This window comes from Paraflavitalea speifideaquila (assembly GCF_032395985.1).
Taxonomy (GTDB): Bacteria; Bacteroidota; Bacteroidia; order Chitinophagales; family Chitinophagaceae; genus Paraflavitalea; species Paraflavitalea speifideaquila.
On the sequence record NZ_CP135920.1, the window covers coordinates 8,076,990 to 8,100,343 of the forward strand.

The 23,354-nt window shown below is 44.4% G+C and carries 30 protein-coding genes and 2 pseudogenes; 26 read left to right on the plus strand and 6 right to left on the minus strand.

Going from position 1 to position 23,354, the window contains the following annotated elements; all coding sequences use genetic code 11:
* Position 1 precedes the first annotated feature (1 nt).
* The 4 genes from RS881_RS55425 to RS881_RS55440 all read left to right on the plus strand — a co-directional run bounded on the left by RS881_RS55425 (position 2) and on the right by RS881_RS55440 (position 4,452).
* Positions 2-1,834, plus strand: a complete 1,833-nt coding sequence (locus RS881_RS55425; RefSeq protein ID WP_315818614.1) for an efflux RND transporter permease subunit — start codon at positions 2-4, stop codon at positions 1,832-1,834.
* Positions 1,717-3,174, plus strand: a complete 1,458-nt coding sequence (locus RS881_RS55430) for an efflux RND transporter permease subunit (RefSeq protein WP_315818615.1) — start codon at positions 1,717-1,719, stop codon at positions 3,172-3,174. Before RS881_RS55425 ends, RS881_RS55430 begins: the two co-directional genes overlap by 118 nt.
* Before the next feature lie 37 nt (positions 3,175-3,211).
* On the plus strand, positions 3,212-3,496 hold the full coding sequence (locus tag RS881_RS55435; protein ID WP_315818616.1) for a hypothetical protein: 285 nt from the start codon (positions 3,212-3,214) through the stop codon (positions 3,494-3,496).
* A gap of 161 nt (positions 3,497-3,657) precedes the next feature.
* Positions 3,658-4,452 carry a TIGR00266 family protein gene (locus tag RS881_RS55440; RefSeq protein ID WP_315818617.1) on the plus strand — a complete coding sequence of 265 codons (795 nt, stop codon included), beginning with the start codon at positions 3,658-3,660 and terminating at the stop codon, positions 4,450-4,452.
* A 109-nt stretch (positions 4,453-4,561) separates the two neighbouring features.
* Here the strand turns inward: RS881_RS55440 and dacB are convergent, their stop codons facing one another.
* The 3 genes from dacB to RS881_RS55455 all read right to left on the minus strand — a co-directional run bounded on the left by dacB (position 4,562) and on the right by RS881_RS55455 (position 7,176).
* The gene (dacB, locus tag RS881_RS55445) at positions 4,562-5,779 is read right to left on the minus strand and encodes a D-alanyl-D-alanine carboxypeptidase/D-alanyl-D-alanine endopeptidase (RefSeq protein ID WP_315818618.1); all 1,218 of its coding nucleotides are present in this window, start codon (positions 5,777-5,779) and stop codon (positions 4,562-4,564) included.
* A gap of 263 nt (positions 5,780-6,042) precedes the next feature.
* Entirely contained in the window at positions 6,043-6,903 is an 861-nt protein-coding gene (locus RS881_RS55450) for an arginase family protein (RefSeq protein WP_315818619.1), read from the minus strand.
* A 6-nt stretch (positions 6,904-6,909) separates the two neighbouring features.
* Complete coding sequence (locus RS881_RS55455; RefSeq protein ID WP_315818620.1) at positions 6,910-7,176, minus strand: hypothetical protein; 267 nt, start codon at positions 7,174-7,176, stop codon at positions 6,910-6,912.
* Between the two features lie 167 nt (positions 7,177-7,343).
* Between RS881_RS55455 and RS881_RS55460 the strand changes: the two genes are divergently transcribed.
* The 14 genes and pseudogenes from RS881_RS55460 to RS881_RS55520 all read left to right on the plus strand — a co-directional run bounded on the left by RS881_RS55460 (position 7,344) and on the right by RS881_RS55520 (position 15,396).
* Entirely contained in the window at positions 7,344-8,018 is a 675-nt protein-coding gene (locus RS881_RS55460) for a tRNA ligase subunit PheS family protein (RefSeq protein ID WP_315818621.1), read from the plus strand.
* Positions 7,958-8,374: a tRNA ligase subunit PheS family protein gene (locus RS881_RS55465; RefSeq protein WP_315818622.1), complete on the plus strand. Its 417-nt coding sequence runs from the start codon at positions 7,958-7,960 to the stop codon at positions 8,372-8,374. The genes RS881_RS55460 and RS881_RS55465 overlap by 61 nt, the downstream gene beginning before the upstream one ends.
* A gap of 146 nt (positions 8,375-8,520) precedes the next feature.
* Positions 8,521-8,966 (plus strand): annotated as a pseudogene (locus RS881_RS55470) (3-hydroxyacyl-CoA dehydrogenase family protein); the annotation flags it as partial.
* Positions 8,967-9,050: 84 nt separating this feature from the next.
* Positions 9,051-9,329 carry a 3-hydroxyacyl-CoA dehydrogenase family protein gene (locus tag RS881_RS55475; protein WP_315824938.1) on the plus strand — a complete coding sequence of 93 codons (279 nt, stop codon included), beginning with the start codon at positions 9,051-9,053 and terminating at the stop codon, positions 9,327-9,329.
* Positions 9,330-9,468: 139 nt separating this feature from the next.
* A complete protein-coding gene (locus RS881_RS61295; protein WP_350340358.1) occupies positions 9,469-9,564 on the plus strand; it encodes a hypothetical protein in 96 nt (31 codons plus the stop codon).
* Entirely contained in the window at positions 9,543-9,905 is a 363-nt protein-coding gene (locus RS881_RS55480) for an NAD-dependent epimerase/dehydratase family protein (protein WP_315818623.1), read from the plus strand. The genes RS881_RS61295 and RS881_RS55480 overlap by 22 nt, the downstream gene beginning before the upstream one ends.
* Positions 9,905-10,438 (plus strand): Rossmann-fold NAD(P)-binding domain-containing protein, encoded by a 534-nt coding sequence (locus tag RS881_RS55485; RefSeq protein WP_315818624.1) that lies wholly within the window; start codon positions 9,905-9,907, stop codon positions 10,436-10,438. The genes RS881_RS55480 and RS881_RS55485 overlap by 1 nt, the downstream gene beginning before the upstream one ends.
* Positions 10,439-10,542: 104 nt before the next feature.
* Complete coding sequence (locus RS881_RS55490) at positions 10,543-11,199, plus strand: carboxypeptidase-like regulatory domain-containing protein (protein ID WP_315818625.1); 657 nt, start codon at positions 10,543-10,545, stop codon at positions 11,197-11,199.
* Entirely contained in the window at positions 11,169-11,552 is a 384-nt protein-coding gene (locus RS881_RS55495) for a hypothetical protein (protein WP_315818626.1), read from the plus strand. Before RS881_RS55490 ends, RS881_RS55495 begins: the two co-directional genes overlap by 31 nt.
* Positions 11,553-11,661: 109 nt before the next feature.
* A pseudogene (locus tag RS881_RS55500) lies at positions 11,662-11,895 on the plus strand (hypothetical protein); the annotation flags it as partial.
* 12 nt (positions 11,896-11,907) lie between these two features.
* Positions 11,908-12,513, plus strand: coding sequence for a hypothetical protein (locus RS881_RS55505; RefSeq protein WP_315825045.1), 606 nt, complete (start codon positions 11,908-11,910; stop codon positions 12,511-12,513).
* A 485-nt stretch (positions 12,514-12,998) separates the two neighbouring features.
* Positions 12,999-14,381, plus strand: a complete 1,383-nt coding sequence (locus RS881_RS55510) for a sensor histidine kinase (protein ID WP_315818627.1) — start codon at positions 12,999-13,001, stop codon at positions 14,379-14,381.
* Positions 14,369-14,650: a hypothetical protein gene (locus tag RS881_RS55515; RefSeq protein ID WP_315818628.1), complete on the plus strand. Its 282-nt coding sequence runs from the start codon at positions 14,369-14,371 to the stop codon at positions 14,648-14,650. Before RS881_RS55510 ends, RS881_RS55515 begins: the two co-directional genes overlap by 13 nt.
* A 107-nt stretch (positions 14,651-14,757) precedes the next feature.
* Positions 14,758-15,396 carry a LytR/AlgR family response regulator transcription factor gene (locus tag RS881_RS55520; RefSeq protein WP_315818629.1) on the plus strand — a complete coding sequence of 213 codons (639 nt, stop codon included), beginning with the start codon at positions 14,758-14,760 and terminating at the stop codon, positions 15,394-15,396.
* A 9-nt stretch (positions 15,397-15,405) separates the two neighbouring features.
* On the opposite strand, the gene RS881_RS55525 is transcribed toward RS881_RS55520, so the two are convergent.
* Positions 15,406-16,350: a UDP-3-O-(3-hydroxymyristoyl)glucosamine N-acyltransferase gene (locus RS881_RS55525; RefSeq protein WP_315818630.1), complete on the minus strand. Its 945-nt coding sequence runs from the start codon at positions 16,348-16,350 to the stop codon at positions 15,406-15,408.
* A gap of 331 nt (positions 16,351-16,681) precedes the next feature.
* Here RS881_RS55525 and RS881_RS55530 point away from each other — a divergent pair, with 331 nt between their 5' ends.
* The 8 genes from RS881_RS55530 (at position 16,682) to RS881_RS55565 (ending at position 20,727) form a co-directional block, all read left to right on the plus strand.
* On the plus strand, positions 16,682-17,287 hold the full coding sequence (locus RS881_RS55530; RefSeq protein ID WP_315818631.1) for a pseudouridine synthase: 606 nt from the start codon (positions 16,682-16,684) through the stop codon (positions 17,285-17,287).
* 53 nt (positions 17,288-17,340) lie between these two features.
* Positions 17,341-17,886: a YicC/YloC family endoribonuclease gene (locus tag RS881_RS55535; RefSeq protein WP_315818632.1), complete on the plus strand. Its 546-nt coding sequence runs from the start codon at positions 17,341-17,343 to the stop codon at positions 17,884-17,886.
* Between the two features lie 20 nt (positions 17,887-17,906).
* The gene (locus RS881_RS55540) at positions 17,907-18,215 is read left to right on the plus strand and encodes an endoribonuclease YicC domain-containing protein (protein WP_315818633.1); all 309 of its coding nucleotides are present in this window, start codon (positions 17,907-17,909) and stop codon (positions 18,213-18,215) included.
* Between the two features lie 248 nt (positions 18,216-18,463).
* A complete protein-coding gene (gene gldH, locus RS881_RS55545) occupies positions 18,464-18,859 on the plus strand; it encodes a gliding motility lipoprotein GldH (RefSeq protein ID WP_315818634.1) in 396 nt (131 codons plus the stop codon).
* 37 nt (positions 18,860-18,896) lie between these two features.
* The gene (locus RS881_RS55550; RefSeq protein WP_315818635.1) at positions 18,897-19,484 is read left to right on the plus strand and encodes a histidine kinase dimerization/phospho-acceptor domain-containing protein; all 588 of its coding nucleotides are present in this window, start codon (positions 18,897-18,899) and stop codon (positions 19,482-19,484) included.
* A gap of 119 nt (positions 19,485-19,603) precedes the next feature.
* Positions 19,604-19,900 (plus strand): sensor histidine kinase, encoded by a 297-nt coding sequence (locus tag RS881_RS55555; protein WP_315818636.1) that lies wholly within the window; start codon positions 19,604-19,606, stop codon positions 19,898-19,900.
* A gap of 9 nt (positions 19,901-19,909) precedes the next feature.
* Positions 19,910-20,266, plus strand: coding sequence for a response regulator (locus RS881_RS55560; RefSeq protein ID WP_315818637.1), 357 nt, complete (start codon positions 19,910-19,912; stop codon positions 20,264-20,266).
* Complete coding sequence (locus RS881_RS55565; RefSeq protein ID WP_315818638.1) at positions 20,242-20,727, plus strand: winged helix-turn-helix domain-containing protein; 486 nt, start codon at positions 20,242-20,244, stop codon at positions 20,725-20,727. Before RS881_RS55560 ends, RS881_RS55565 begins: the two co-directional genes overlap by 25 nt.
* A gap of 81 nt (positions 20,728-20,808) precedes the next feature.
* On the opposite strand, the gene RS881_RS55570 is transcribed toward RS881_RS55565, so the two are convergent.
* The gene (locus tag RS881_RS55570) at positions 20,809-22,419 is read right to left on the minus strand and encodes a BatD family protein (RefSeq protein WP_315818639.1); all 1,611 of its coding nucleotides are present in this window, start codon (positions 22,417-22,419) and stop codon (positions 20,809-20,811) included.
* A 76-nt stretch (positions 22,420-22,495) separates the two neighbouring features.
* Positions 22,496-23,197, minus strand: coding sequence for an SDR family oxidoreductase (locus RS881_RS55575; protein WP_315818640.1), 702 nt, complete (start codon positions 23,195-23,197; stop codon positions 22,496-22,498).
* Between the last annotated feature and the right edge of the window lie 157 nt (positions 23,198-23,354).

The window sequence follows — 23,354 nt, forward strand, 5'->3', positions numbered from 1 at the left end:
GATGATGCTGATTGTGAGCATGATCGGTGTATACCAGTTTGTTACGCTGCCCAAAGAGCAGTTTCCCGATATTGTAATTCCTACGATCTATGTTCAAACGATCTATGTAGGTAATTCGCCTAAAGACATTGAGAACCTGGTTACGCAACCTATTGAAAAGCAGATCAAGGGTATTACAGGTGCCAAGATCAATAAGGTAACAAGTACTTCGGTGCAGGATTATTCGGCGATTACGGTAGAGTTTGGTACAGATGTAAAAACAGATGTGGCCTTACAAAAGGTAAAAGATGCGGTGGATAAAGCGAAGCCGGACCTGCCGACAGACCTTACAGAGGAACCTTCTACAATGGAAGTGAGTTTTTCGGATCAACCGATCATGTATGTGAATGTGAGTGGTAATTATGATGTGGTGAAGTTGAAGGAATATGCTGATGATTTGCAGGACAGGCTGGAAGAATTATCGCAGATCAACCGGGTAGACCTGGTGGGTGCCCCTGAACGGGAGTTCCAGATCAATGTAGATAATTACCGGATGCAGAGTGCGGGGGTGACCTTTGACGACATTGCCAATGCGGTATCGCGTGAAAATATGGATATCTCCGGCGGCTTGCTGGATGTAGGTGAAACCAAGCGTAACCTGCAATTGAAGGGGCAATTTAAAACGGCTTTTGACATTGAGAAGGTGATCATCCGGAATACGAAGGGGGCTCCCATTTACCTGAAGGATATTGCCTCGATCAAGGATACGATCAAGGAAAAAGAAAGTTATGCGCGGCTGAACGGAAAGAATGTAATTACGCTGAACATTATTAAACGTGCGGGGGAAAACCTGATCGAAACCTCGGATGATATTAAGAAGGTGGTAGATGAAATGAAGAAAGACCAGTTTCCCAAGGACCTGGATGTAGTGATTACAGGTGACCTGAGTAAGGCTACGCGAACTTCATTTAATGAGCTGGTAAATACGATTGTAATTGGCTTCCTACTGGTATTGATCATCCTCATGTTCTTCATGGGTGTTACGAATGCCTTCTTTGTAGCCTTATCGGTTCCGCTGAGTATGTTTGTGGCTTTCATTTTCCTACCGGCTGCAGACCTGATCGTGGGGTCGCATGTAACGTTGAACTTCATTGTACTGTTTGCGCTGTTGTTTGGGCTGGGTATTATTGTGGATGATGCGATTGTGGTGATTGAGAATACGCACCGGATCTTTGTGCAATCGAAAGGGAAGATCAATGCCGAGCGATCGGCTATGATGGCTGCGGGGGAGGTATTCATTCCGGTACTGGCTGGTACATTAACCACGCTGGCGCCATTTATACCGCTTTTGTTCTGGCCGGGTATCATTGGTAAGTTCATGATCTACCTTCCCACGATGCTGATCTTTACTTTAACCGCCTCTCTCATAGTGGCTTTCATCATGAACCCGGTATTTGCGGTGGACTTTATGAATCACCCGGAAGGTGATCAGAAGAAATCGAAGCTGGACATTTTCAGGAAGCCCTTTTTATGGATAGCGCTTGGAGTAGGCATTATATTGGATATAACCGGGTATACCTTTCTTGGCAATCTCTTAATTTTCATTGTACTGTTGATCCTGTTAAATCATTTTGTATTGGAAGGTATCATTCACGGTTTTCAGAATCGTGCGCTTCCCTGGATCATGGGGCATTATGAAACTTTATTGCGCTGGGCCTTGAAAGGCTGGAGACCGGTATGGTTGTTATTGGCCACATTTGGCTTGCTGATCTTTTCTTTTATGTTTTTGGCGCCCGGAATGTACCAGTGGTGTTTTTCCCAACGGGTGACCCGAACCAAGTGTATGTGTACCTGAAGTTGCCAGTAGGTACGGATGTGGATTATACTGATTCGGTGGCCAAAACCTTGGAAGCACGTGTATACAAGGTATTGGGTATGGAAAATGGGAAAGAGAATCCTGTAGTGGAAAGTGTGATCACCAATATTGCGGTGGGCGCCAGTGACCCAATGAGTGGTGACCGGAGTACAAGGCCGGAACTGGGGCGTATACAGGTGTCGTTTGTAGAGTTTGAAAAGAGGCATGGCAAATCGACAGCTCCCTACCTGGATGAGATCCGTAAGGTAGTAAAGGGAATTCCCGGTGCAGAGTTATCTGTTAACCAGGAACAGGGTGGCCCTCCTACTGAACCACCTATTAATATTGAAATTGCGAGTGAGAATTTTGATGACCTTATCAAAACAGGGGTTGCCTTAAAGAACTACCTGGATAGTATCCAGACGCCAGGTGTGGAAGAATTAAAAATGGACATTGACCTCACGAATCCTGAAATTACGCTCACGGTTGACAGGGAGCGGGCTTTGATGGAGGGTGTATCTTCTGCACAAATCGGTATGGCTATCCGTACGGCAGTTTTTGGGCGGGAGGTATCGAAGATAAAGGATGGAGAGGATGAGTATAAGATCCAATTGCGCAATGAGCAGTATCAACGGAAAAACCTGGTAGACCTGATGAATATGAACATCACGTTCCAGGATATGGCTTCGGGAGGTCAACTAAAGCATGTTCCCATCAGTTCATTGGTTAAGCTTGATTATACGAGTACGCTGGGAAGTGTAAAACGCAAGAACCAGAAGCGAATGATCACGCTTACTTCGAATGTATTGTTATCGCAAGGATTTACGCCTACGGCTGTGAATGAAGAGCTTGCAGATCATATTGCCGATTTCAAAAAGAAGCCGCCTACTGTTACGATTCGTCAAACGGGTGAAGGGGAGCAGCAGGCTGAAACAGGCGCCTTCCTTGGAAAGGCACTGGTAATTGCGTTGTTCCTGATATTACTGATCCTGGTAATCCAGTTCAATTCGATCAGTAAATCGGTGATCATTTTAACTGAGATCATTTTTAGTGTGATCGGGGTATTGCTTGGTTTTGGTATTACGCGCATGGAAGTATCGGTGGTAATGACGGGTATTGGTATTGTGGGGCTGGCAGGTATTGTGGTGAAGAATGGGATCCTGGTGATTGAATTTGCTGATGAGTTGCGTAGCAGGGGTGTAAAGACACGGGAAGCGGTGATCCAGGCAGGGAAAACGCGGATCATTCCTGTATTGTTAACAGCGGTGGCAGCTATCCTTGGGTTGATACCGCTGGCCATTGATTCAATATTGATTTTGTTAAAATGTTCTCGGAACTGAATCCAAATATCTTCTTCGGAGGAGACAATGCGGTGTTTTGGAAGCCCTTATCATGGACAATCATCTTTGGTTTGGCGTTTGCTTTCTTCATGACGCTGGTGATCGTGCCCAGTATGTATCTGATTGCGGAAAGGTTGAGAAGACCAATGCGCAGGATGTATGGTGGCAAGTGGGTCTCGTTCCTTGGCATTCCCCGCTCACGGTATTGTTCATGCCGTTGATGGTGGTTACGATGATCGTGTACCGGTTTGACAAAGTACGTCGCCAGAGAAAACTCTCCAACAAGCGTGTTAACGAAGCGTTTATAGGAAGCTGGTTCTAAACATCAATTGATTGCATTTTATAATAAGGGTTTAGCGAATGGGCTAAACCCTTATTTTTTTGGGGGAGGTGATTGTAATATTTCCCATTTTTGCTACTTATTAAGTATTAACAAAATGGGCTTGTTCCATTAATTTTGAAACAAAACAATTAGCTATTAATATGAAAACGAATCATGAAATAGATTATCGCATTTATGGTGAGGAGATGCAGTATGTGGAAGTAGAGCTGGACCCCAACGAAACAGCGGTGGCGGAAAGTGGGGCCTTTATGATGATGGATGACGGCATTCAGATGCAAACGATGTTTGGAGATGGCTCACAGCCACAACAAGGTTTGCTGGGCAAACTGATGTCGGCTGGTAAACGCATCCTTACTGGTGAAAGCTTGTTTATGACGGCGTTTACAAACGTGGGTCAGGGCAAGAAGCGGGTAAGTTTTGCATCTCCTTATCCTGGTAAGATCATTCCGCTGGACCTGTCGAAGTATGAGGGCAAGATCGTTGCGCAAAAAGATTCCTTCCTTTGTGCCGCCAAGGGTGTTTCGATCGGGATTGAATTGCAGCGGAAGCTGGGAACGGGGTTATTTGGTGGAGAAGGATTCATTATGCAAAAGCTGGAGGGCGACGGGATGGCTTTTGTTCATGCTGGTGGCCACGTATTTGAAAAGACCTTGCAGCCGGGTGAATTTTTACGGATCGATACGGGCTGTCTTGTAGCTTATACCCGGAATATTAATTACGACATCCAGTTTGTAGGGGGTATTAAAAATACCATATTTGGTGGTGAGGGGTTGTTCTTTGCTACCTTGCGTGGGCCTGGTAAGGTTTGGATACAAACGCTGCCCATCAGCCGCCTTGCCGGCCGCATATTGGCTTATGGCACTTATAAGCGAAAAGAGGAAGGCAGCATTTTAGGTGGATTGGGTAATATGCTGGATGGTGATGGATGGAAGTAGTGGTGAGCAGTGAGACGTGAAAGGCGAGACGTGAGAACTTTTTGCTTCGATAATTGAAAGCCCGTTGTGCGGTATTGCATAACGGGCTTTCTTTATGCGCTAGGGTCTTTTAATATTTATTGCGGATGTTGGTAAGAAAGGATTCCACGCTGCGCCTCAGATCGGTGGGATTGGCATTGTGGTTGTTGATGAGTACGGAAAAGACGATCAGCTTATTTTTTTGGGTATAGAGGTAGCCGCTTAAAGCCAATACGCCCGACAAAGAGCCTGTTTTGGCATAAATGTACCCGGTATCCTTTTTGTAAAAGTTGCGCAAAGTTCCTGTTCCCCCGGTAGGAAAGATATTTTTGAGGCGAACCATCCCAAACTGTAAACGCATTTTATTAAGGATGGCTACAAAATCCTGCGGTGTAAAGAGGTTGTACCTGCTTAACCCGCTGCCATCCACCCAACGGGGTGCTTGTGGCAGGTCGGCCAGGTCGCTCTTTAACAAGGTGTCAATAATTAAACGGTCGCTCATGATTCCCAATTTTTGGTTGCTCACCATAAGCAGGGATTGTTCAGCATAAAAATTATCACTGCGATACATCATTGGCCTCAGCATAGAATCGGTTGGCTGGGAATGAACAGCGATTGATTGCTGACTACGGATCATTGGTTGCAGGTTGCGGGTTGTTTTCCAGGCCTTGTAGGTCACTTCCTTATGAACGGTATCGGGCAATAGTTCGAGGGCTGATTGAAGGGCATTGGTAACAAAAGGTACATCCTGTTCTTTCTTTTTCTCGGTGCCTTGGGTGATGTGGAAAACATTTGCAGCCTGCTCGCGCTCCACATTGAAGGATTTCCGGGTAGTATCAATATTGAACCGGACTTTCCAATCTACCTCGGGAATGGAGTATACAGATGGAGTGGGGCCAAAGAGGGGATCTTCGTTTTGGGTACCCTCGCCGGCTTCCTGCACCCAACGGACGATATTGCCAAATACTGGGAGCGGGCTCCGCTCTACCATATAGTCTTCATTATAATCGCTCCAACTCCAACCGGCACCCAGGGCCCTGTCTTTCCAATCCTGGTCGGTGATATAGAGGTTCTTGGTTGATTTTTGGAGGAACTCTATTACTGGTTGCTTTTTGAATTCGGGGTGTAGTAGGGTGGGGTCAGCAGTGGGCAGGAGGAAAATGGCCGTATCATTTTCCAGGTAGCGTAGGCCGGTAAGGCTGTCGCCCAGGTACTTCATGGCGGTAAAGCAAGTAACGATCTTGGTATTGGAAGCGGGCACAAAATATTTATCGCCTTGGTAGTTGTACAGGTATTTATTGTCGGCCACATCATAAAGGCTGATGCCAATATGGGCCTTGCTAATTCCTGGATCCTGCAGGATAGATTGATGTACTTGTTTATTAATAGCTTTCTGCGGAGAACAGGCCGCAAAAACAGCATCAGGAGAAGAAGATAGCCAGTGCTTTTTTCATAACCCAATATACACCAATGTGTGTATCCCGCAAGGTACGGAACAGGTTGGTGGATTTATGAAATGCAGGAATGGCAAAATTCCATAGGCATGGAAGGAAAAAAGGGACACCCCATTTCCTATTCTCTTTCCTGGGCACGTAACCATCTTTCAGGTATTTCATTACGGCCGGCCAGTAAATAATCTTTATAGGAACAAGGGATAAATTTTTTATCGGGTAATTGCATCCACCAACGGCCTGTTTTTTTGCTTTGTAGAAATACGGATTCTATTTCAGCAAAGGCTATGTGAAATTCATTGAAGGCTTCTTTTTCTTCCATTTGGGCCTCGCGCTTACCGCGACTGCGACCATCTATGAGGTACCACAACATGTGGCTAATTTGTTTGGCGGTTAATTGCTCCTTATCTTTTGAAGGAAGATAGCCATATATACCAATGGTGCTTAGATGGGTGCTCATACCGGCATAACGCATCAGTATACAAGCTTCCTCGCCATTCAAGCCGTTGGGAGTGATGGTATTGGAGGGGGCAAAAGCATTGGCAATGGCCGAAATGTCAAAGCTGAGGAGCTGGCTATTACGGATAACGGGTTCCATTTCATCAATTTGTTCCTTCACGGTACCTACTCTAAAGCAATCAAAGCGCAGCTTATCCATGGTTTCGAGCATGTGGGGATGTACATAATAGCTCTGGAAACCGATATGGTTGTAATGACGGATAAAATTGGGTTCGCCGGTGAGCATTTCCATGAGGAAATTTTGGTCGCGCTGCAGGGAATCCATGGATAGATCAATAAGGGCATCGATACAAACGGCGTCAATAACTCTTTTCTGATCGGCATACATGCCATATTGAGCCAGGGTAAGGTCGTGGGAACCACCCAGGATGACCACCATTTTACCAGCAGCGGTCAATTCGGCCAGGACGGTTTTGAGGGCGGCATAGGTATCTTTGAGAGAGGCTCCTTTTAATATTGCCAATGTCGGCTATGGAAATGTTCTGGTGCCAGAAAAAGAGTTGATAAAACTCGGACCGAATCCAATCGGGCGCCAGTTGTTGGGATGGAGGAATACCCGCCCCCTGGTTTCGCCACAGCCTACCAATATTATATCCACCATGGTCAGATCGGGCATTTCCTCTTCATAAACCAGGAGTGTTTTTCCCATCTGCCCATCTTTATATGATTCATCCTGTGAGAGTACGGCCCGGTTTACAGGTTCCAGGAAATCAGCAATATTAAAGATATCCGACATGGGCGCAAGATAGTTAGAAAGTCGGGAAGACTGGAAGTCGGAAAGACGAAAAGTCAGCAAGTCTGGATGGTGAAAGGGTCAAAACCCTGAAAAGAAGCCCCGGAGTGAAATACTGATGGGCTTCCGGACTTTCCGACTTTCGGACTTGGTTCATTATCTTTGCCGGTATGGAACAATTGTTACAACAGATTGCCGCTTATAAGAAGGAAATTGAGAAGCTGGCAACTGACGGAGCTGATGCGCTGGAAGCATACCGTATTAAATTTCTCGGAACGAAGGGTATTGTGAAGAACCTGTTTACGGAAATGAAAAATGTGGCAGCCGACAAGAGAAAGGAATTTGGGCTGGTACTGAATGAATTCAAGCAACTGGCAGAAAGTAAATATGATACCTGGAAGGAGCAATTGGAAGGCAACACTGTTGCTGCAGCTTCGGGTATTGATGTAACGCTACCGGGTGATCCGCTGCCACTTGGCACCAGGCACCCGATCAATTTGTTCCTGAATCATGTGATCAGCATCTTCCAACGGCTTGGATTCTCTGTAGCAGAAGGTCCTGAGATCGAGGATGACTGGCATAATTTCACCGCACTTAACCTGCCCGAGCACCACCCTGCCCGGGATATGCAGGATACTTTTTATATTCAGCAAAAACCTGATTGGCTATTGCGTACGCATACCAGCAATACGCAGATACGGGCTATGGAGCAAAATCCGTTGCCTATACGGATCATTTGTCCCGGTCGTGTATACCGGAATGAAACGGTAAGCGCCCGGAGCCATTGCTTTTCCACCAAATTGAAGGGCTCTATATTGACGAAAACGTATCTTTTGCCGATCTGAAGCAAACTTTGTACTTCTTTGTACAGGAAATGTATGGTAAGGATATCAAAATACGTTTCCGCCCCAGTTATTTTCCTTTTACTGAGCCAAGTGCTGAAATGGATATTCAATGCCAGATCTGTGGCGGCGAAGGTTGTGCTGTATGTAAACGTACAGGCTGGCTGGAGATCCTGGGGTGTGGCATGGTACATCCCAAGGTATTGGAAAATTGCAAGATCGATTCCAATAAATACACAGGGTTTGCTTTTGGTATGGGCATTGAGCGTCCTGCCCTGCTTAAATATGGCATTAATGATATCCGTCTTTTCAGTGAAAACGATGTACGGTTTTTGCGGCAGTTTACGAGTGCGATATAGCGTAGCATACAGTAGACAGCATTTGCTGCCGCGGTATGATGAAGCCGATTTTTAGCCGCATAATTATAGGTAACCCGGAAATCCAGTAAATCAATATCATCTTGGATCATACAATTCAAACAGTTTGTGTTTGCGGTGCGGGTACCATGGGAAGTGGTATTGCCCAAATAGCGGCACAGAAAGGATTTCATACAATCCTGTATGATGTAAATGAGGAGATGGTCGGCAAAGCCAAGGATGGCTTGGAGGTTAGTCTTCAGCAACTGGTGGAAAAGAACAAAATAACCGCGCAAGAAAAAGCATCCACCCTTAAGCACCTGCTTTTTACACACGATATTAATGACTGCCTGGCCGATATTGTTATAGAAGCTATAGTTGAAAAAACCTCCATTAAAACAGGACTCTTCAACCAGCTGGCTGAAATCAACCATAGTGAAGTAATTTTTGCTTCCAATACCTCTTCATTAGCTGTTACGGATATAGCCCGGCAAGTGATGCGCCCGGAACGGGTGGCCGGCATGCACTTTTTAACCCCGCTCCTGTTATGAAGCTAGTGGAAGTTGTAACGACGCCCTACAGTAATGAACGCACGATACAAAGTATTATTGAGCTGGCCAGGCAACTGGGCAAAACACCTGTTTTGTGCAAAGACGCGCCTGGCTTTATTGTGAATCATGTGGCCAGGCCCTATTACCTCGAAGCGCTGAAACTGGTAGAACAAGGAATTAGTGATTTTGAGACCATTGATTCCTTGCTGGAAGCCACCGGTTTTAAAATGGGGCCTTTCCGGTTGATGGACCTCATTGGCAATGATGTGAATTATGCGGTTAGCTCCTCTGTATACGAACAGCTGGGAAGTCCAGACCGCTTACAGCCATCGGCGCTTCAGAAAGAACGGGTAGACAGGCATGAGCTGGGAAGGAAAACAAAAAAAGGGTATTATCAATATAGTTAACAGGTTTAAAAGGGAATAAGGCCAGCCCGGCACTTAACTATTGACCTGTTAACTTTTCACCGTATTAACCCATCAATTTGTCAACTAAAGTACTTTTAACGGGGGCACTGGTTTTCTGGGGGCTTATATCATCCAGGAGCTGGTGGAGCAAGGATATGAGGTACGGGCCTTACGCCGTAGTACCAAACTTCCTTTTTTATACCTGCCGGCACATTGGGGCAGGTTGAATGGATAGAGGGCGATATCCTGGATATTGTATCGCTGGACGAGGCCATGGAAGGAGTAGAAGCAGTTATCCATTCGGCCGCCAAGGTCTCTTTTGATCCTAAGGAGAAAAAGGAGCTGTTCAATATTAATATAGACGGCACTGCGAATATGGTTAATATGGCGCTGGAAAAAAATGTACGGCGTTTTGTTCACATCAGTTCTGTAGCAGCCCTTGGCAGAACAGTCAGCGGTGACCGGGTTACAGAGACCAAAAAATGGCAGCATAGCAAGCTGAATACACAATATGCCATCAGTAAATACCATGCCGAGCGGGAAGTTTGGAGGGGTATGGGAGAAGGTTTGATGTAGTGGTGCTCAATCCGAGCACGATACTTGGTTATGGAGACTGGAATACATCGAGTTGTGCCATATTCAAGAATAGTTTCCGGGAGTTTCCCTGGTATACGAATGGGGTAAATGGATTTGTAGATGTAAAGGACGTTGCCAAGGCTGCGGTATTGTTGATGAATAGCAGTATTAGTGCCGAGCGTTTTATAGTCAATGCCGATAACTGGTCGTTCAGGCAATTACTGAATACGATTGCCGAAGGTTTTAATAATGAGCTGCCCAGCCGGGAGGCTACGCCATTCCTGGGAGAGGTGGCTTGGCGGATGGAAAAATTCAAGTCGCTGTTTTCCGGCAAAAGCCCTTACTCACAGAACAAAGTGCCCGCATTGCACAGAGCAGGACTTATTTTGAACATCACAAATTATTGCAGGCTTTACCAGGGTTTTCCTTTACGCCATTATCACAAAGTATTCAAAAAGCATGTGCTAATTACTTGTTGCATCCGCAGCCCTTATAACTGGCAAAGTAGTTGCAGTTATACTTTCTCTGGTTAAAAATCGTTAATATACAGTACCAATAGTTCCCTCATGAAAAGACCATTGCCGCTCTTTTTTTAACAATTATTTGTACAGTTGCTGTTGCACAACAAAAGGATTTTGTGGTGCTGGGAAAGGTAATTGATTCAGCAACCCGCCAGCCGTTGACCGGCGCTTCTGCATTTTGTCAAAATACGACTCACGGAAAGATCACGAATAGTGAAGGTTTGTTCTTTATGCGTTTGCCCAATGGTGGGTACGATCTTATTATTTCCTATATGGGTTATAATAAGGGGATTTTACGCATTAGTAGTAATCAACCTATGGCGGATACTTTGGTTTTTGAGTTGGTTAAGGAAGACAAAGCGATGGCCGAGGTAGCGGTTGTAGCGAGTAATGAAGTAGCAGATGGGTTGGCCAAATATGGTTCCTTTTTTACTGATCAATTTATTGGTACCACACCGAATGCCGGTCAATGCATTATCAAGAACCCAGAGGCGCTGCGGTTTTTCTATACGAAGAAGCGAAACCGGTTAAAGGTAACAGCCAAAGAAGACCTGGTGATCACCAATTATGAATTGGGGTATACGATCCGTTACCAACTGGACTCATTCAGCTATGATTATAATACCAATATCAGCCAATACACGGGTTATCCCTTTTTCCAGGAAATAGATAGCAGTGCAGCGGTTGTTGCAATCTGGAAAAAAACCGGGCAAAGACCTACCTGGGTTCCCGGCTTCATTTCATGCGATCGCTTTATGACAGCTCGGTCATAGAAGAGGGCTTTATCATAGAAAAGCTGGATGATGACCCCAAAAGCGTCAAAGGGACAATCATTAATGCTTTATATGACGGGGAACAATATGTAGCAGATAGCAGTGATGTGAATATTAATTGGCAAGGTCGCTACCGGGTTAGTTATAAGACAGTATTTCCTGAGGTAAAATTTCTGCAGGAATTTAAGTTGCCCGCCAATACACGTATGCAGGTTACCTTACTAGATATATCGGATGGTTTTGTGATTGAGGAGAACGGGTATTTTTATGAGCAATATGGAGTCATTAATACAGGTTACTGGGCCTGGAAAAAATTGGCCGAACTGCTGCCTTATAATTACGAATATGAGTGAGATTAAATTTCCTTATTAGTAAAATCTTAAGCGCTACCAACCCGCTGCAAAAAGGTTTTTTTATTTATCTTGAGCCAGCCTAACCTGACCAAAACCTTGTGCGAAATTAATGCCGGCTGCTGAACTCAAACCCAACCTTCCCTATTTATTATTTTTGATAGTAAGGGCTCTATCCCTTACCATCAAAAGATTGCCTGTTTTACCGATTACTCCTCTTTATTTCTTCCATTTATTGTGTGGCTTGTGCTTACCTCCTTACCTGCAAGGGCAAGTGTATAGTTATGTATCCTATAATACCAAGGACGGGCTGGCCGGCTCGACTGTATATGATATATGCCAGGATAAAGATGGGTTTATGTGGTTTGCTACGGAAGCTGGGTTAAGTCGTTTCGATGGTACGCATTTCAAGAATTTTACCACGGCCGACGGTCTGCCAGAGACAGAAATATTAAAGTTATATGCCGATCACTATGGCAGGGTATGGATAGCCCCATTCAAAAACACTATTTGCTACTATCTTCAAGGGAAAATTTATACTGCCGCCAACGATAGCCTGCTAGCTAAAGTGAAACTAAGTACTGTAATAACTGCTATCAACGGAGATATAGAGGACAATATTTTTTTGGCTACTCCTGGGTATTGTTCCTATGTGCTACAGACCCGAAAGGCAAAATTCATTAACCTGGATAGGTATGGCAGGATTTTTTATTTTGCAAGTCCTAATTTTTTAGACCGGAAGGGGCTAATACTATCAACGACCGACTCGCTTTTTATATTGGCTGACGATCATTTAACGGGCTTGCCCTTTCACAGTGAACCGCAGCCTCTCCCTCTTAACAAAACGTTTACCACTCTTCATGCGATTGACGGGACTGTAAAAGTTGTTGAATGTCCGGCAGAGCCCAATAGCGTTTATTTTAGGCTGAATACGGCTAAAACGCAATTCCAGTCAATCTTTTAGCGAGTAATGAAGGGGCGTGGATGGTAGATACCCTCAACTTTGGACGATTTGAGGAAGTTTTTCTAAAAGAAAAACAGATCAACAGCACCTTTATTGACTTTGAAAAAACATATGGTTTGGTACGGCCGGGGAGGGGTATTCAAACTGGTATCACGCAATTTTAAAACGCTCTCTTTCAAAAAGAATAAGTCGTCAGAAGTATTTTTGCCTGGAAAATGATAAAGGGAAAATTCTTGCAGGTGCAGGTTTTAATAGGATGTATGCGGTTGCCGGATCAACCATTGACTCGGTGGATTTTAATAAACCTTTTTCGGGATCGCCATCTCAAGTTGCCAGCAACAGGGTAACATGTATGAAAATAACCAGACAGGGCAACCTGCTCATGGGGTTTGATCTTTTTCTCTATAAGCGTAGCAGTGCTGGTACTCTTTATAAATATATTATGCCCATAAAATCCATTGAGGAGATGGGAAAAAGATACCTTATTGGTTGGTTCGGCGCGGCACACGATCCGGGTGCGGGAAAAAGATTTGCAGGTATTAGATACGATATGGCCCTACCGTACCACAGCTGCTAGTTACTACAATGGTCAATATTATATTGGTTCGGTAGATGGTTTGCACAGGGTAAACTCCACTAAATCGGCCTATTATTTTGGCGATAGTATGCCTGCATTGCGCTTCCGCATAGCCTGTTTTGCCAAATCCGCCGATGGGAGTTTATGGGTGGCCACTTTTGGAGGTGGTATTATTGGTATAAAAGGAAACCAAGTTGTGCGGCACCTAACGACGAAAGAAGGTCTTTCCAGCGATATATGCCGAAGCCTATTTGCCTATAAAAATTTTCTTTGGGTAGGCACAGATAAGGGCGTCAACAAAATTGATCTGAGCAAGCCCGGCTATTCCATTCACCATTATTCCATGGCCGATGGTCTTCCATCCAATATTATCAATGCAATTTATGTAGATAGCAATAAGGTATACGTAGGATCTCCGGCCGGGCTTACGAGTTTTGATGAAAAGCAGGTCCCGGAGTATTCACGCTGTGAGCTAAGGGTTTTGGATATATCGGTATCGGGCCGATCGCTAGCTATGCAAAAAGGGTATCAACTGACGTATAATGACAATAACTTCAAGATCGAATTTGCGGGAATCTCTTTCAAATCGGGCGGGGATATCCTGTACCGCTACCGCTTAAGGGGGTTGAAGGATAGCTGGGATTCAACCAGGCAGAACCAATTGGAATACCCTTCCCTACCATCGGGCAATTATCAACTGGAATTGTTGGCCATTAATAAATTCGGGGTGGTTAGTAATGCAGCCATAATACCTATTCTAATAGAAACAGCTTATTGGCAAACCTGGTGGTTCAAAATAATGGTAATAGGGCTATCCATTGGCTTAACAGCCATGTTGGTAGCCTGGCGCTTTAGCATAGTAAGACGGCGGGAAAGGGAGAAAGTAAGTTTGCAACAAAAGATCAATGAATTGGAGCAACTGGCATTACTATCGCAAATGAACCCTCATTTCATCTTCAACTGTTTAAATTCTATCCAGGCATTTATCATCAATAATGACTTGGAAACAACCAACCAGTACCTTACAGAGTTTGCACACCTAATCCGGCAAACAATGGACAGCGCAGCAAAAGGCACTATCTCGGTTGCGCAAGAGATCAAATACCTTACACGTTATATTGAGTTGGAAAAAATGCGGTTTGGGCATTCATTCGATTACCATATTGTAGCAGATGAGGGAATTGACAAGGATAGTACTTATTTGCCCAGTATGATTTTACAGCCCTATGTAGAAAACAGCATCCGGCATGGCATAAGGCATAAAAAGATGGAAGGGGCTTGGTTGAAATAAAATTCCGCCGGCTGGCTGACCAAGTTTTATGTATTGTAGAAGACAATGGCATTGGACGGCAAACCGCCTGGCAGCTCAGGTCAAAAATGCATGTGGAATACCAATCTAAAGGCATGAGCCTGGCTGCTGAAAGGGTTAAGGCTTTGAACCGGCAATATTCAGAACCGGTTTCGATTGAAATAATAGACAAAGCCGATGATTTGGAAGCGCCCACAGGTACCCGGATCGCGATCTATTTTCCTCACAAATTGCTTTCTAAACTCAGTTAATATGATCAGAACTGTTCTTATAGATGATGAACCCAATAATATTAATATTTTACAGCAATTGCTATTAAGGTATTGCCCGGTTGTTGAAATAGTTGGTACGGCCGACAGTGCCAAAACAGGGGGAATTAATTACCGCAACGCAGCCCGACCTGGTATTGCTGGATATTGAAATGCCCTATGGCAATGCGTTTGATTTGTTGAACAGTCTGTCGCCCATTGATTTTGAGGTAATTTTTGTTACTGCGTTCGATAATTATGCGATTAATGCCATTAAGTACTCGGCCTTGGACTATTTATTAAAGCCTGTCAATATCAGGGATTTACAGGCTGCAGTGCAGAAAGCGGCAAATCGGTTGGATACCAAAAACATGCACAAACGGATCGATACGCTCTTTTATAATCTGTATACGCCTAAGCAAACTTTCCAAAGACTGGCACTACCTACGCTAGATGGATTGGTATTTGTTAATACAGAAGATTGTATACGGTTGGAGGCCAAAAGTAATTATACCATTATTCACTTCAAGAATGGAACGATGGTTACGATTTCCAAGACCTTGAAGGAATTTGAAGACCTTCTAAGCAAGGAACAGTTTTCCCGTATCCATCATTCGCATATCATCAACCATCATTTTGTCAAAAAATACCACCGGGGAAGGGGTGGTTATATTGAAATGGAAGATGGCACCGCCATTGAGGTTTCTATCCGGAAACGGGATGAGTTCCTTGCCAAATTCAGTTCATAATATTTTTTATTACAGTCCCTTCAATTTCTCCCAGATTTCCGGTATGCGTTTAATCCATACGAATTCGCGCTTTTTCATAGCAGCATCCTCTGCCGGGGAACCGAAGTATGCTTTTCCGCCTTCAATAGAAGCACGAACCCCACTTTGAGCCATCACTACGGCATTGGCGCCAATAGTGAGTGTCTTGGACACCCCTACCTGGCCCCATAATACTACTCCATCCTCAATAGTGGTAGCTCCAGCGATGCCCACCTGTGAAGCAAACAGGCAGTTTTTGCCTATCACAGTATCATGACCAACCTGAATGAGGTTGTCCATTTTTGTACCCTTCCCAATGCGTGTATCATGGCTTACACCACGGTCGATGGTACACCCGGCGCCGATCTCTACATCATCCTCAATCACTACGCGGCCACCACTTTCCATACGCTTGTACCATACCTCACGGTCCTTTTTAGTATTGTAATAAAAAGCATCGGATCCTATTACGGTACCCGCCTGGATAACTACGTTATCGCCAATAACGCAATGGTCCAATATGGTAACATTGGGGAATAGCCGGCAGTTCTTACCGATAGTTACATGGTGCCCAATGAATACGTTGGGGGCTATATAGCAGCCTTCGCCTATCACAGCCGAATCGCTGATCATCTTAGCTGCGGGTTCAAAGGGGCGGAAACGGCGGACAAGGGTTTGATAAGCCTCAAAAGGCTGCTCTACGATCAACAGGGCCTTGCCTTCGGGATAGCTGGTTTCTTTATTGATAATGATAAAGGTGGCCGCAGACTGAATGCACTTGTCGTAATACTTAGGATGATCCACAAATACCAGGTCACCGGGTTCTACCTTATGTATTTCGTTAATGCCGGTTACAAGCCCGTTTACATTACCTACCAGTTTTGCACCTATCAGTTGAGCGATTTCCTGTACAGCTATCGGAGTGGGGAATTTCATAGTTGTAATTTGCGCAAAGGTAGTGTGCAAACAATGAACAATAGCAAGCTTATTCAAATACAGTGGCGATCAATGTTTGCAAGGAATGATAAATTGGAGGATACAAAGATGAAAGGCTTAACGAAATGTAGTAGACCATTCAATTTTTGTAAAAACCCGGACCGGGGCGAGGATTTCCACAGCATTAAAAAAATGTGCATAAAATTTATTAGATTTTTTTCCAGATAGAAAAAATTATTTTTAATATTGTGTAGGGAAATTTATTTCCCGGTACTTACTAACCCATCCACATAATAAATCTCCCGGTTCACCGGGAGATTTTCTTTTAGCTATGCTTCGTTATTTCATTATCTACAAACCATTCCAGGTACTATCGCAGTTCACGTCGGAAGGCGGTAAACAAACATTGAAAGAATTGTTTCCTGTTCCAACGGATGTATACGCCATAGGCAGGTTAGACTATGACAGTGAAGGTTTACTGCTTCTTACCAATGATAAACAACTTAATCACCGGTTACTGGACCCCAGGTTTGCACATGAACGGGAGTACTGGGTACAGGTAGAAGGGGGTATTGGGGATTTAGAAGAAGGGAAACAAGGATCAGCTATTCAGCAATTAGAAAAGGGGGTAGTAATAACGGTTGATGGGAAACCCTACCATACAAAACCATGTAAGGCGACCGTTTTTGACAACGCACCGGCTGTGCCGGCACGTAATCCCCCGATCCGTTACCGCAAAAATGTTCCTGATAGCTGGTTAAAGCTTATCCTTAAGGAAGGTAAAAACCGGCAAGTGCGTAAAATGACAGCTCAGGTGGGCTTTCCTACCCTTCGTCTTATCCGTTACCGGATTGAGGGACTTACCATCGATGGATTACTGCCTGGAGAGATGCGGGCTTTAAGCCGTTCGGATGTCTATACATCGCTATTCTCTTAAAAGCTCACTAACAACTATAAACTAATTCCTTACCTTGCTGCAAAATCCATAATATGCTGAAATCTATGACCGGTTTTGGAAGGGCAGAGCAAACAGTAGGCGATAAAACGTTCCTAGTGGATATAAAATCACTGAACGGCAAGCAATTCGAGCTGTCTTTAAAAATGCCCGCATTCTTAAAACCCTTTGAATTTGACATCCGTGCTATATTATCCAAAAAACTGGGCCGGGGAACTGTTGACTGTACCATTAGTCTTAAAGAAAGTGGAGCTGCCAAGCCAGTTAGCATCAATACAGATCTTGCCAAAGCATATTATAAGCCCATTGCAGAGTTGTCAAAGGCACTCGACCTTGATCCGGCTCATATTTTAAGTACACTTATTAAATTACCTGAAGTAATAACACCGACTGGTGAAACCTTAACGCCCGATGAGTGGCAGGCATTTGAAAAGGTAGTAGAAAATGCAATTCACAACTTGAATACACACCGTCAGGAAGAGGGTAAGGCATTGGAGAAAGACCTGCTATTGCGGATCAGCAATATTCGCAAACAACAGGAGGAAGTGATTTTGCTGGAGCCGCTGCGCAAGCAAAAATAAGGGAAGGGCTGGTAAAAGTTTTGGAAGATAATGTTGGTAAAGAGAGTTATGATCCCAACCGCCTGGAACAGGAGCTTATTTATTATATTGAAAAGATCGATCTTACGGAGGAGCAGGTACGTCTAAAAAATCATTGCGACTACTTTGTATCCATCCTGGGAGAGCAGGATGAAAACAAGGGCAAGAAATTGTCATTCATTTTGCAAGAGATCGGAAGAGAGATTAATACCACTGGCGCCAAAGCCTATGATTCAAGCATCCAAAAATGTGTGGTTTTGATGAAAGATGAAATGGAGAAGGCTAAGGAGCAGGTGCTTAATGTATTATAGGAGCAAGTGGTAAATAGCTAGTGGCGAGTGGGGAACGGGAGTTGTTGGTGGAGGTTGAATGTGAACCCTGGTGTTTGCCACTAGCTACCAGGTATTTACCGCTAGCCTACCCTTGCACCATTTGGGCTGATGCTTATATTTGTAAAAATAATTTCCATTGAAAAGGACACGCTCATTTACTATACTACCCTTCTCCCTACTTATTTCCGGCCTCTTTGCTATAACTTCCTGTACCACGGTAGACGTATTTGAAAAAAAATATAGCCATCCCCAACCATGCCTGGAGTAGCCAGTTTAAGCCCGAGATCAACTTTGAGATCAAAGACACTTCCCGTATTTATGATGTTTACCTGGTAATCAGGCATACAGATGCCTACCGGTATAAAAATATCTGGGTAAGTATGAGTATGCAAGGGCCGGATAGCGTCACTAAAAACTTCGCTTTGCCAGAACTGGCGCTGGCCACGGATAGCAAAGGATGGCTGGGTACGGGCATGGATGATATTTTTGAGCACCGTATCCTTATTACCGCTCTTGAAAGGCCAAATGCTGGTAATTATCGATTTCGCCTTGCCAATATTATGCGCGAAGATCCGCTGGAGTATGTGATGAATGTAGGCATACGGGTAGAAAAAGCCAAATAGGGAGCTCATCAGCAGCTGGCATTGTACTGCCGCCTGTATGCTGCCCAAGCCAACCGATATTACTACATGGAAGTTGCCGCCAAAAAAAAGACTTTACTTCATCAGTACCATTTATTGGTTCCTGCTATTGTATATTATAGCCGCACTTATCTGGTGGTTTATTGCCCTGGAAAACCAGAACCGGCAGATGACAAACTACAAGCTGAATGAATTGAAACTGGATGACCCCGGTTATCAGACCCGGTATGACCAAATCAATGCAGAAAAGAAGCGTAAAACGACGCAATATATCGGCGAAGGGGTTACCTTTTTGGCCCTTACGCTAGTAGGCGCCTTGTTTGTATACAGGGCTTTCCGCCGCCAATTAAGCTTTCAGAACCAGCAGCAAAACTTCATGATGACCGTGACGCATGAACTAAAAACGCCCATAGCGGTTGCCAAGCTGAACCTGGAAACGCTTCAAAAGCATGCATTGGAGGAAAACAAGCGACAAAAATTACTGCACATGACTGTGCAGGAAGTAAACCGGTTGAACAACCTGGTCAATAATATCCTGGTATCGGCCCAATTGGAAGGGGGCGATACCGGAGATCCAATGAAGAGCTGGATCTTTCGGAGCTGGTAAAATCTTGTTTTACGGATTTCAGAAATCGCTTTCCCGAGCGTCAATGGCAATCGACCTTCCTACCCGAAATAGATATTAATGGCGATCCGCTTCTGCTCCAGATATTGGTAAATAACCTGTTGGAGAATGCCGTTAAGTACTCGCCCAAAGAAGCGCCTATACAATGTAAACTGCAGGAAACGGGCAGACAGGTGTTATTGGAGATCATCGACCAGGGGCCGGGTATTCCGGATGAGGAAAAGAGCAAAGTGTTTCAAAAGTTCTACCGAATTGGCAATGAAAATACACGTACAGCCAAAGGCACCGGCCTGGGCTTGTACCTATGTCATAAAATTGCAAAAGATCACATAGCAAGTATCCGGGTAATGGATAATAACCCCACCGGCTGTAACTTTAGTGTTAGTTTTGCTAAGTAAATACAGACCATGAGTACAAGGCCCTCGATTTTATTGGTGGAAGATGAAGAAAACCTTCATGAGGCACTAAAGCTGAATCTGGAACTGGAAGGGTATGAAGTAACCTCTGCCTTTACGGGTAGTGAGGCCTTACAAAAGGTGCAGGATGAATACTTTGACCTGCTCATACTGGATGTAATGTTGCCCGAATTGGATGGGATCAGTGTTACAGAAACGATCAGGGTGCAAAATAATGAAGTACCCATCCTTATCCTCAGTGCCAAAAATGCCAGTTCGGACAGGGTACTGGGATTAAAAAGGGAGCTGATGACTACCTCACCAAGCCTTTTAATCTGGAAGAGTTGTTATTACGTGTCCAAAAACTGATTGACAAGAATAAGAAAATGCGGGATAAGGACTCGGTAGGCGATACTTATAGTTTTGGCAGTAATGTGGTTGATTTTAAGGCACAGGAGGCCACTACCAAGGCAGGTGAACGGATACAATTGAGCAAGAAGGAAGCCATGTTACTGAAGCTGCTTATTGAGAACAAAAACGAGGTGGTACCCCGTGAAAAGATTCTTCAAACTGTTTGGGGTTATAATGTTTATCCAACTACCCGCACCATTGATAATTTCATCCTTAATTTCCGGAAGTATTTTGAAACAGATAGCCGCAATCCCCAATATTTTCACTCCGTAAGAGGGTGGGCTACAAATACACCGAATAGCCTTATACTTTTTGTAACTGCTGTAATAATGTCCGCGATTCGTAAAATATCCGCTTCATATCCTCTACCTGTTCGCCGGGCGTGTATAATGCCCACTCACATTCGTTCAGCACAGTAAGCAAGCTATGAATGGTATCAACAGACACCCCTTTGGCAGTCAAGGCTTCGGCTATATGCTGTTTATTCAATGCAGAAGGATTTACTGCACATTTTGTAGCGACCATCTTCCATAAGGCATTTTGTATCTCCTGGCAGAAGCGTTTTTATCGCTTTGCTGCAAAGCCTCGCGGGCCATTGCCAGCCATTCATCGGGATTGATCTCCTGTTGAACGGGTGGTACAGGGATTACTTGCTGTGGGGGTGCTTGTTTTGCCAGTCTCTTACTTTTCCTGATTTGCCAGGATTGATAAAATATCCATCCTGCAATACCCAACACAATGGCCGCAAAAAAATACAGGTGCTTAGGAATACCGGTTTGATTGCCTTGTACCAACGCCTCATTGCGCTCCTGCACTTCGGCCTTACTGGCAGCAGCCTTGATTTCCATAGTGAGGGGCTTGCTTACGGCTATTTTATAGACTTTCTGATCGGGGTCAAAATAAGGAAACTCAATAGCGGGAATCACACAATTGCCGGTATCGGGCGCGGCAAAAGAATACTCAAATTCTTTGGTGCCGGTGAGGGGATAAACATATTTGTTTACATCTTCCTTTACAGCAGGATCGGCTGTATCCACACCCCGGGGCCATTTTACAACAGGGGCAGTAAGCAGATTGAGGTTACCTGTACCAGACAAAACCACCTGTATCTTAACCAGATCGCCTTGGCGAATGGGGATATTGGGTGCATTAACAGCAATTGAAAACTTACCTACTGCACCTGTAAAATGCACGGGCTGATTGGCAGGTGGTAATGACTTAACGGTAAGTTCAACCGGTGGAGAACTAACAGCAACGGGATAGTTGGCCGGTTCCCAAGCCCCGGTGGCAGCATCCTTCTTCCTGAAATGGATCATTCCTTCCACTTCGGCAGGGTCCAATGTAAAACTACCCTCCTGCAAAGGTACCAGCTGTACTTTGCGGATGATATTTACATAGTAAGCATTGCCCTTGTACATCTCCACTTCTTGCTTATTATCATAGCCGTCGACCATTTCAATAACACTAAACCCATTCAGGGAAGGTCTTTTCACTACTTGAGCAGTGGTACTAAGCCTTGAATAAGCTTTGTATACCGCCATCACGGGCTCACCCACATAACAGCTTGTTTTATTTAATTCGGTACGCAAGAAGAAATTTCTGTGGATCTCTTCGGTTACATCCTCGCCCGGTTGTAATTCGGTAGCGTTTTCCATATCTACCTCTTCATCCCTGCCTGTATTTACGGATGACAATCCGGTGCTTTGTATAAGCACCTTAACAGAAGCCGAACGCAATTTCTTGCCATCAACAATGGCCATGGCGCCAGGTATTGTAAACCTTCCACTACGACGAGGAGAAAGGATCACGATCTTGGTATAAGATTCTAGTAATTGCTTGGTTTGCGCCTGGATGCTGGTGGTATTCTGGTAATCGAATGTGCCTTCTACCCTGAAATCGGCAAATTCCGGAACCTGGAAATTTTGCACACTCTTGGAGCCTTCAATTATATATTGGACCTGAAAGGTTTGTGGAAACTGAATAACAGATTCATTGACCTGGGTATAGAATTTAACCTGCCCATTTGCCCACTGCAAACTTAACAGGCAAACCCACAAAAGTAAAGTATGTAGTTTTCCTTTAATAATAACAGTTTTTACGCCGGTAGACAAATATAAATTTTGCTGCCAAGCCTTCCCGGATTTGTATACGTTAAATGTCAGTTAAAGGATGAGCGGTTGCAGTTGTTTATAAATCACCCAGTTGTGGGCGCAAAATGATGTCTTCCACACAAGCCTGGGGCGAAAGTTGAGAAGCAGCATATACCATAGCTGCAATATCCCTCGCTTCCATGATGCGTTTAGGGTCTACGCCACTCCCTGCCCAGGAATCTGTATAGGCTGCGCCGGGATAGACAGCAGTTACTTTTATGCCATGGGGTTTCATTTCTTCGCGCAGGTTACGGGAAAAACCAGCCAATGCATATTTACTGATGCTATAGGCGCCGCCATTATTATAAGCATGTAAGGAGGCAATGGAGCACATATTGAACACATGCCCGCTTTTTTGTTGCATCATTCGCGGAAGTATGGTACGGGTTACATGATAGGCACTGAACAAGTTTACATCGAGCATATGCTCCAGTGTTCCTTCGGGTTCATTGTGTACACTTCCCGGATCAAACAAACCAGCATTATTGATCAGCACATCAATAGGCAATCCAAAACCCAATACCCAGTTGCCAAAAGCCTTGGCCTGTTCTTTAATAGAAAGATCAAATGCATTGGCCTTTATCTGGATATCCGGGTAATATAGCAAAATGTCTTCCACTGTTTTATATAAAGCTGTTTCGCTTCGGGAGCAGATAAAGAGATTGTGTCCCAGAGAAGCAAATTGTTCGGCCAATGACCGGCCAAATCCTTTGGAAGCGCCTGTAATAACAACGTTCATAAGTACGAAGGTAGAGCTCTGCAAGCAGAAGTCTGAAGCCAACAAGTAGGATTTTTTTGTGTTTTGTTCAATTTAACAGTAGATACCTGACCACTGGCTTTGGACTTCGTACTTTTGCGCCATGAAATACCAGCATCTCTTTTTTGATCTTGATCAT

Coding starts and splice junctions, on each gene's coding strand:
- RS881_RS55575 (WP_315818640.1), bottom strand. CDS start 23,197: ATGAACGTTGTTATTACAGGCGCTTCCAAAGGATTTGGCCGGTCATTG.
- RS881_RS55460 (WP_315818621.1), top strand. CDS start 7,344: ATGGAACAATTGTTACAACAGATTGCCGCTTATAAGAAGGAAATTGAG.
- RS881_RS55535 (WP_315818632.1), top strand. CDS start 17,341: ATGCTGAAATCTATGACCGGTTTTGGAAGGGCAGAGCAAACAGTAGGC.
- RS881_RS55425 (WP_315818614.1), top strand. CDS start 2: ATGATGCTGATTGTGAGCATGATCGGTGTATACCAGTTTGTTACGCTG.
- RS881_RS55525 (WP_315818630.1), bottom strand. CDS start 16,350: ATGAAATTCCCCACTCCGATAGCTGTACAGGAAATCGCTCAACTGATA.
- RS881_RS55495 (WP_315818626.1), top strand. CDS start 11,169: ATGCGATCGCTTTATGACAGCTCGGTCATAGAAGAGGGCTTTATCATA.
- RS881_RS55440 (WP_315818617.1), top strand. CDS start 3,658: ATGAAAACGAATCATGAAATAGATTATCGCATTTATGGTGAGGAGATG.
- RS881_RS55530 (WP_315818631.1), top strand. CDS start 16,682: ATGCTTCGTTATTTCATTATCTACAAACCATTCCAGGTACTATCGCAG.
- RS881_RS55455 (WP_315818620.1), bottom strand. CDS start 7,176: ATGTCGGATATCTTTAATATTGCTGATTTCCTGGAACCTGTAAACCGG.
- RS881_RS55560 (WP_315818637.1), top strand. CDS start 19,910: ATGAGTACAAGGCCCTCGATTTTATTGGTGGAAGATGAAGAAAACCTT.
- RS881_RS55505 (WP_315825045.1), top strand. CDS start 11,908: ATGTGGTTTGCTACGGAAGCTGGGTTAAGTCGTTTCGATGGTACGCAT.
- RS881_RS55550 (WP_315818635.1), top strand. CDS start 18,897: ATGCTGCCCAAGCCAACCGATATTACTACATGGAAGTTGCCGCCAAAA.
- RS881_RS55430 (WP_315818615.1), top strand. CDS start 1,717: ATGGTTGTTATTGGCCACATTTGGCTTGCTGATCTTTTCTTTTATGTT.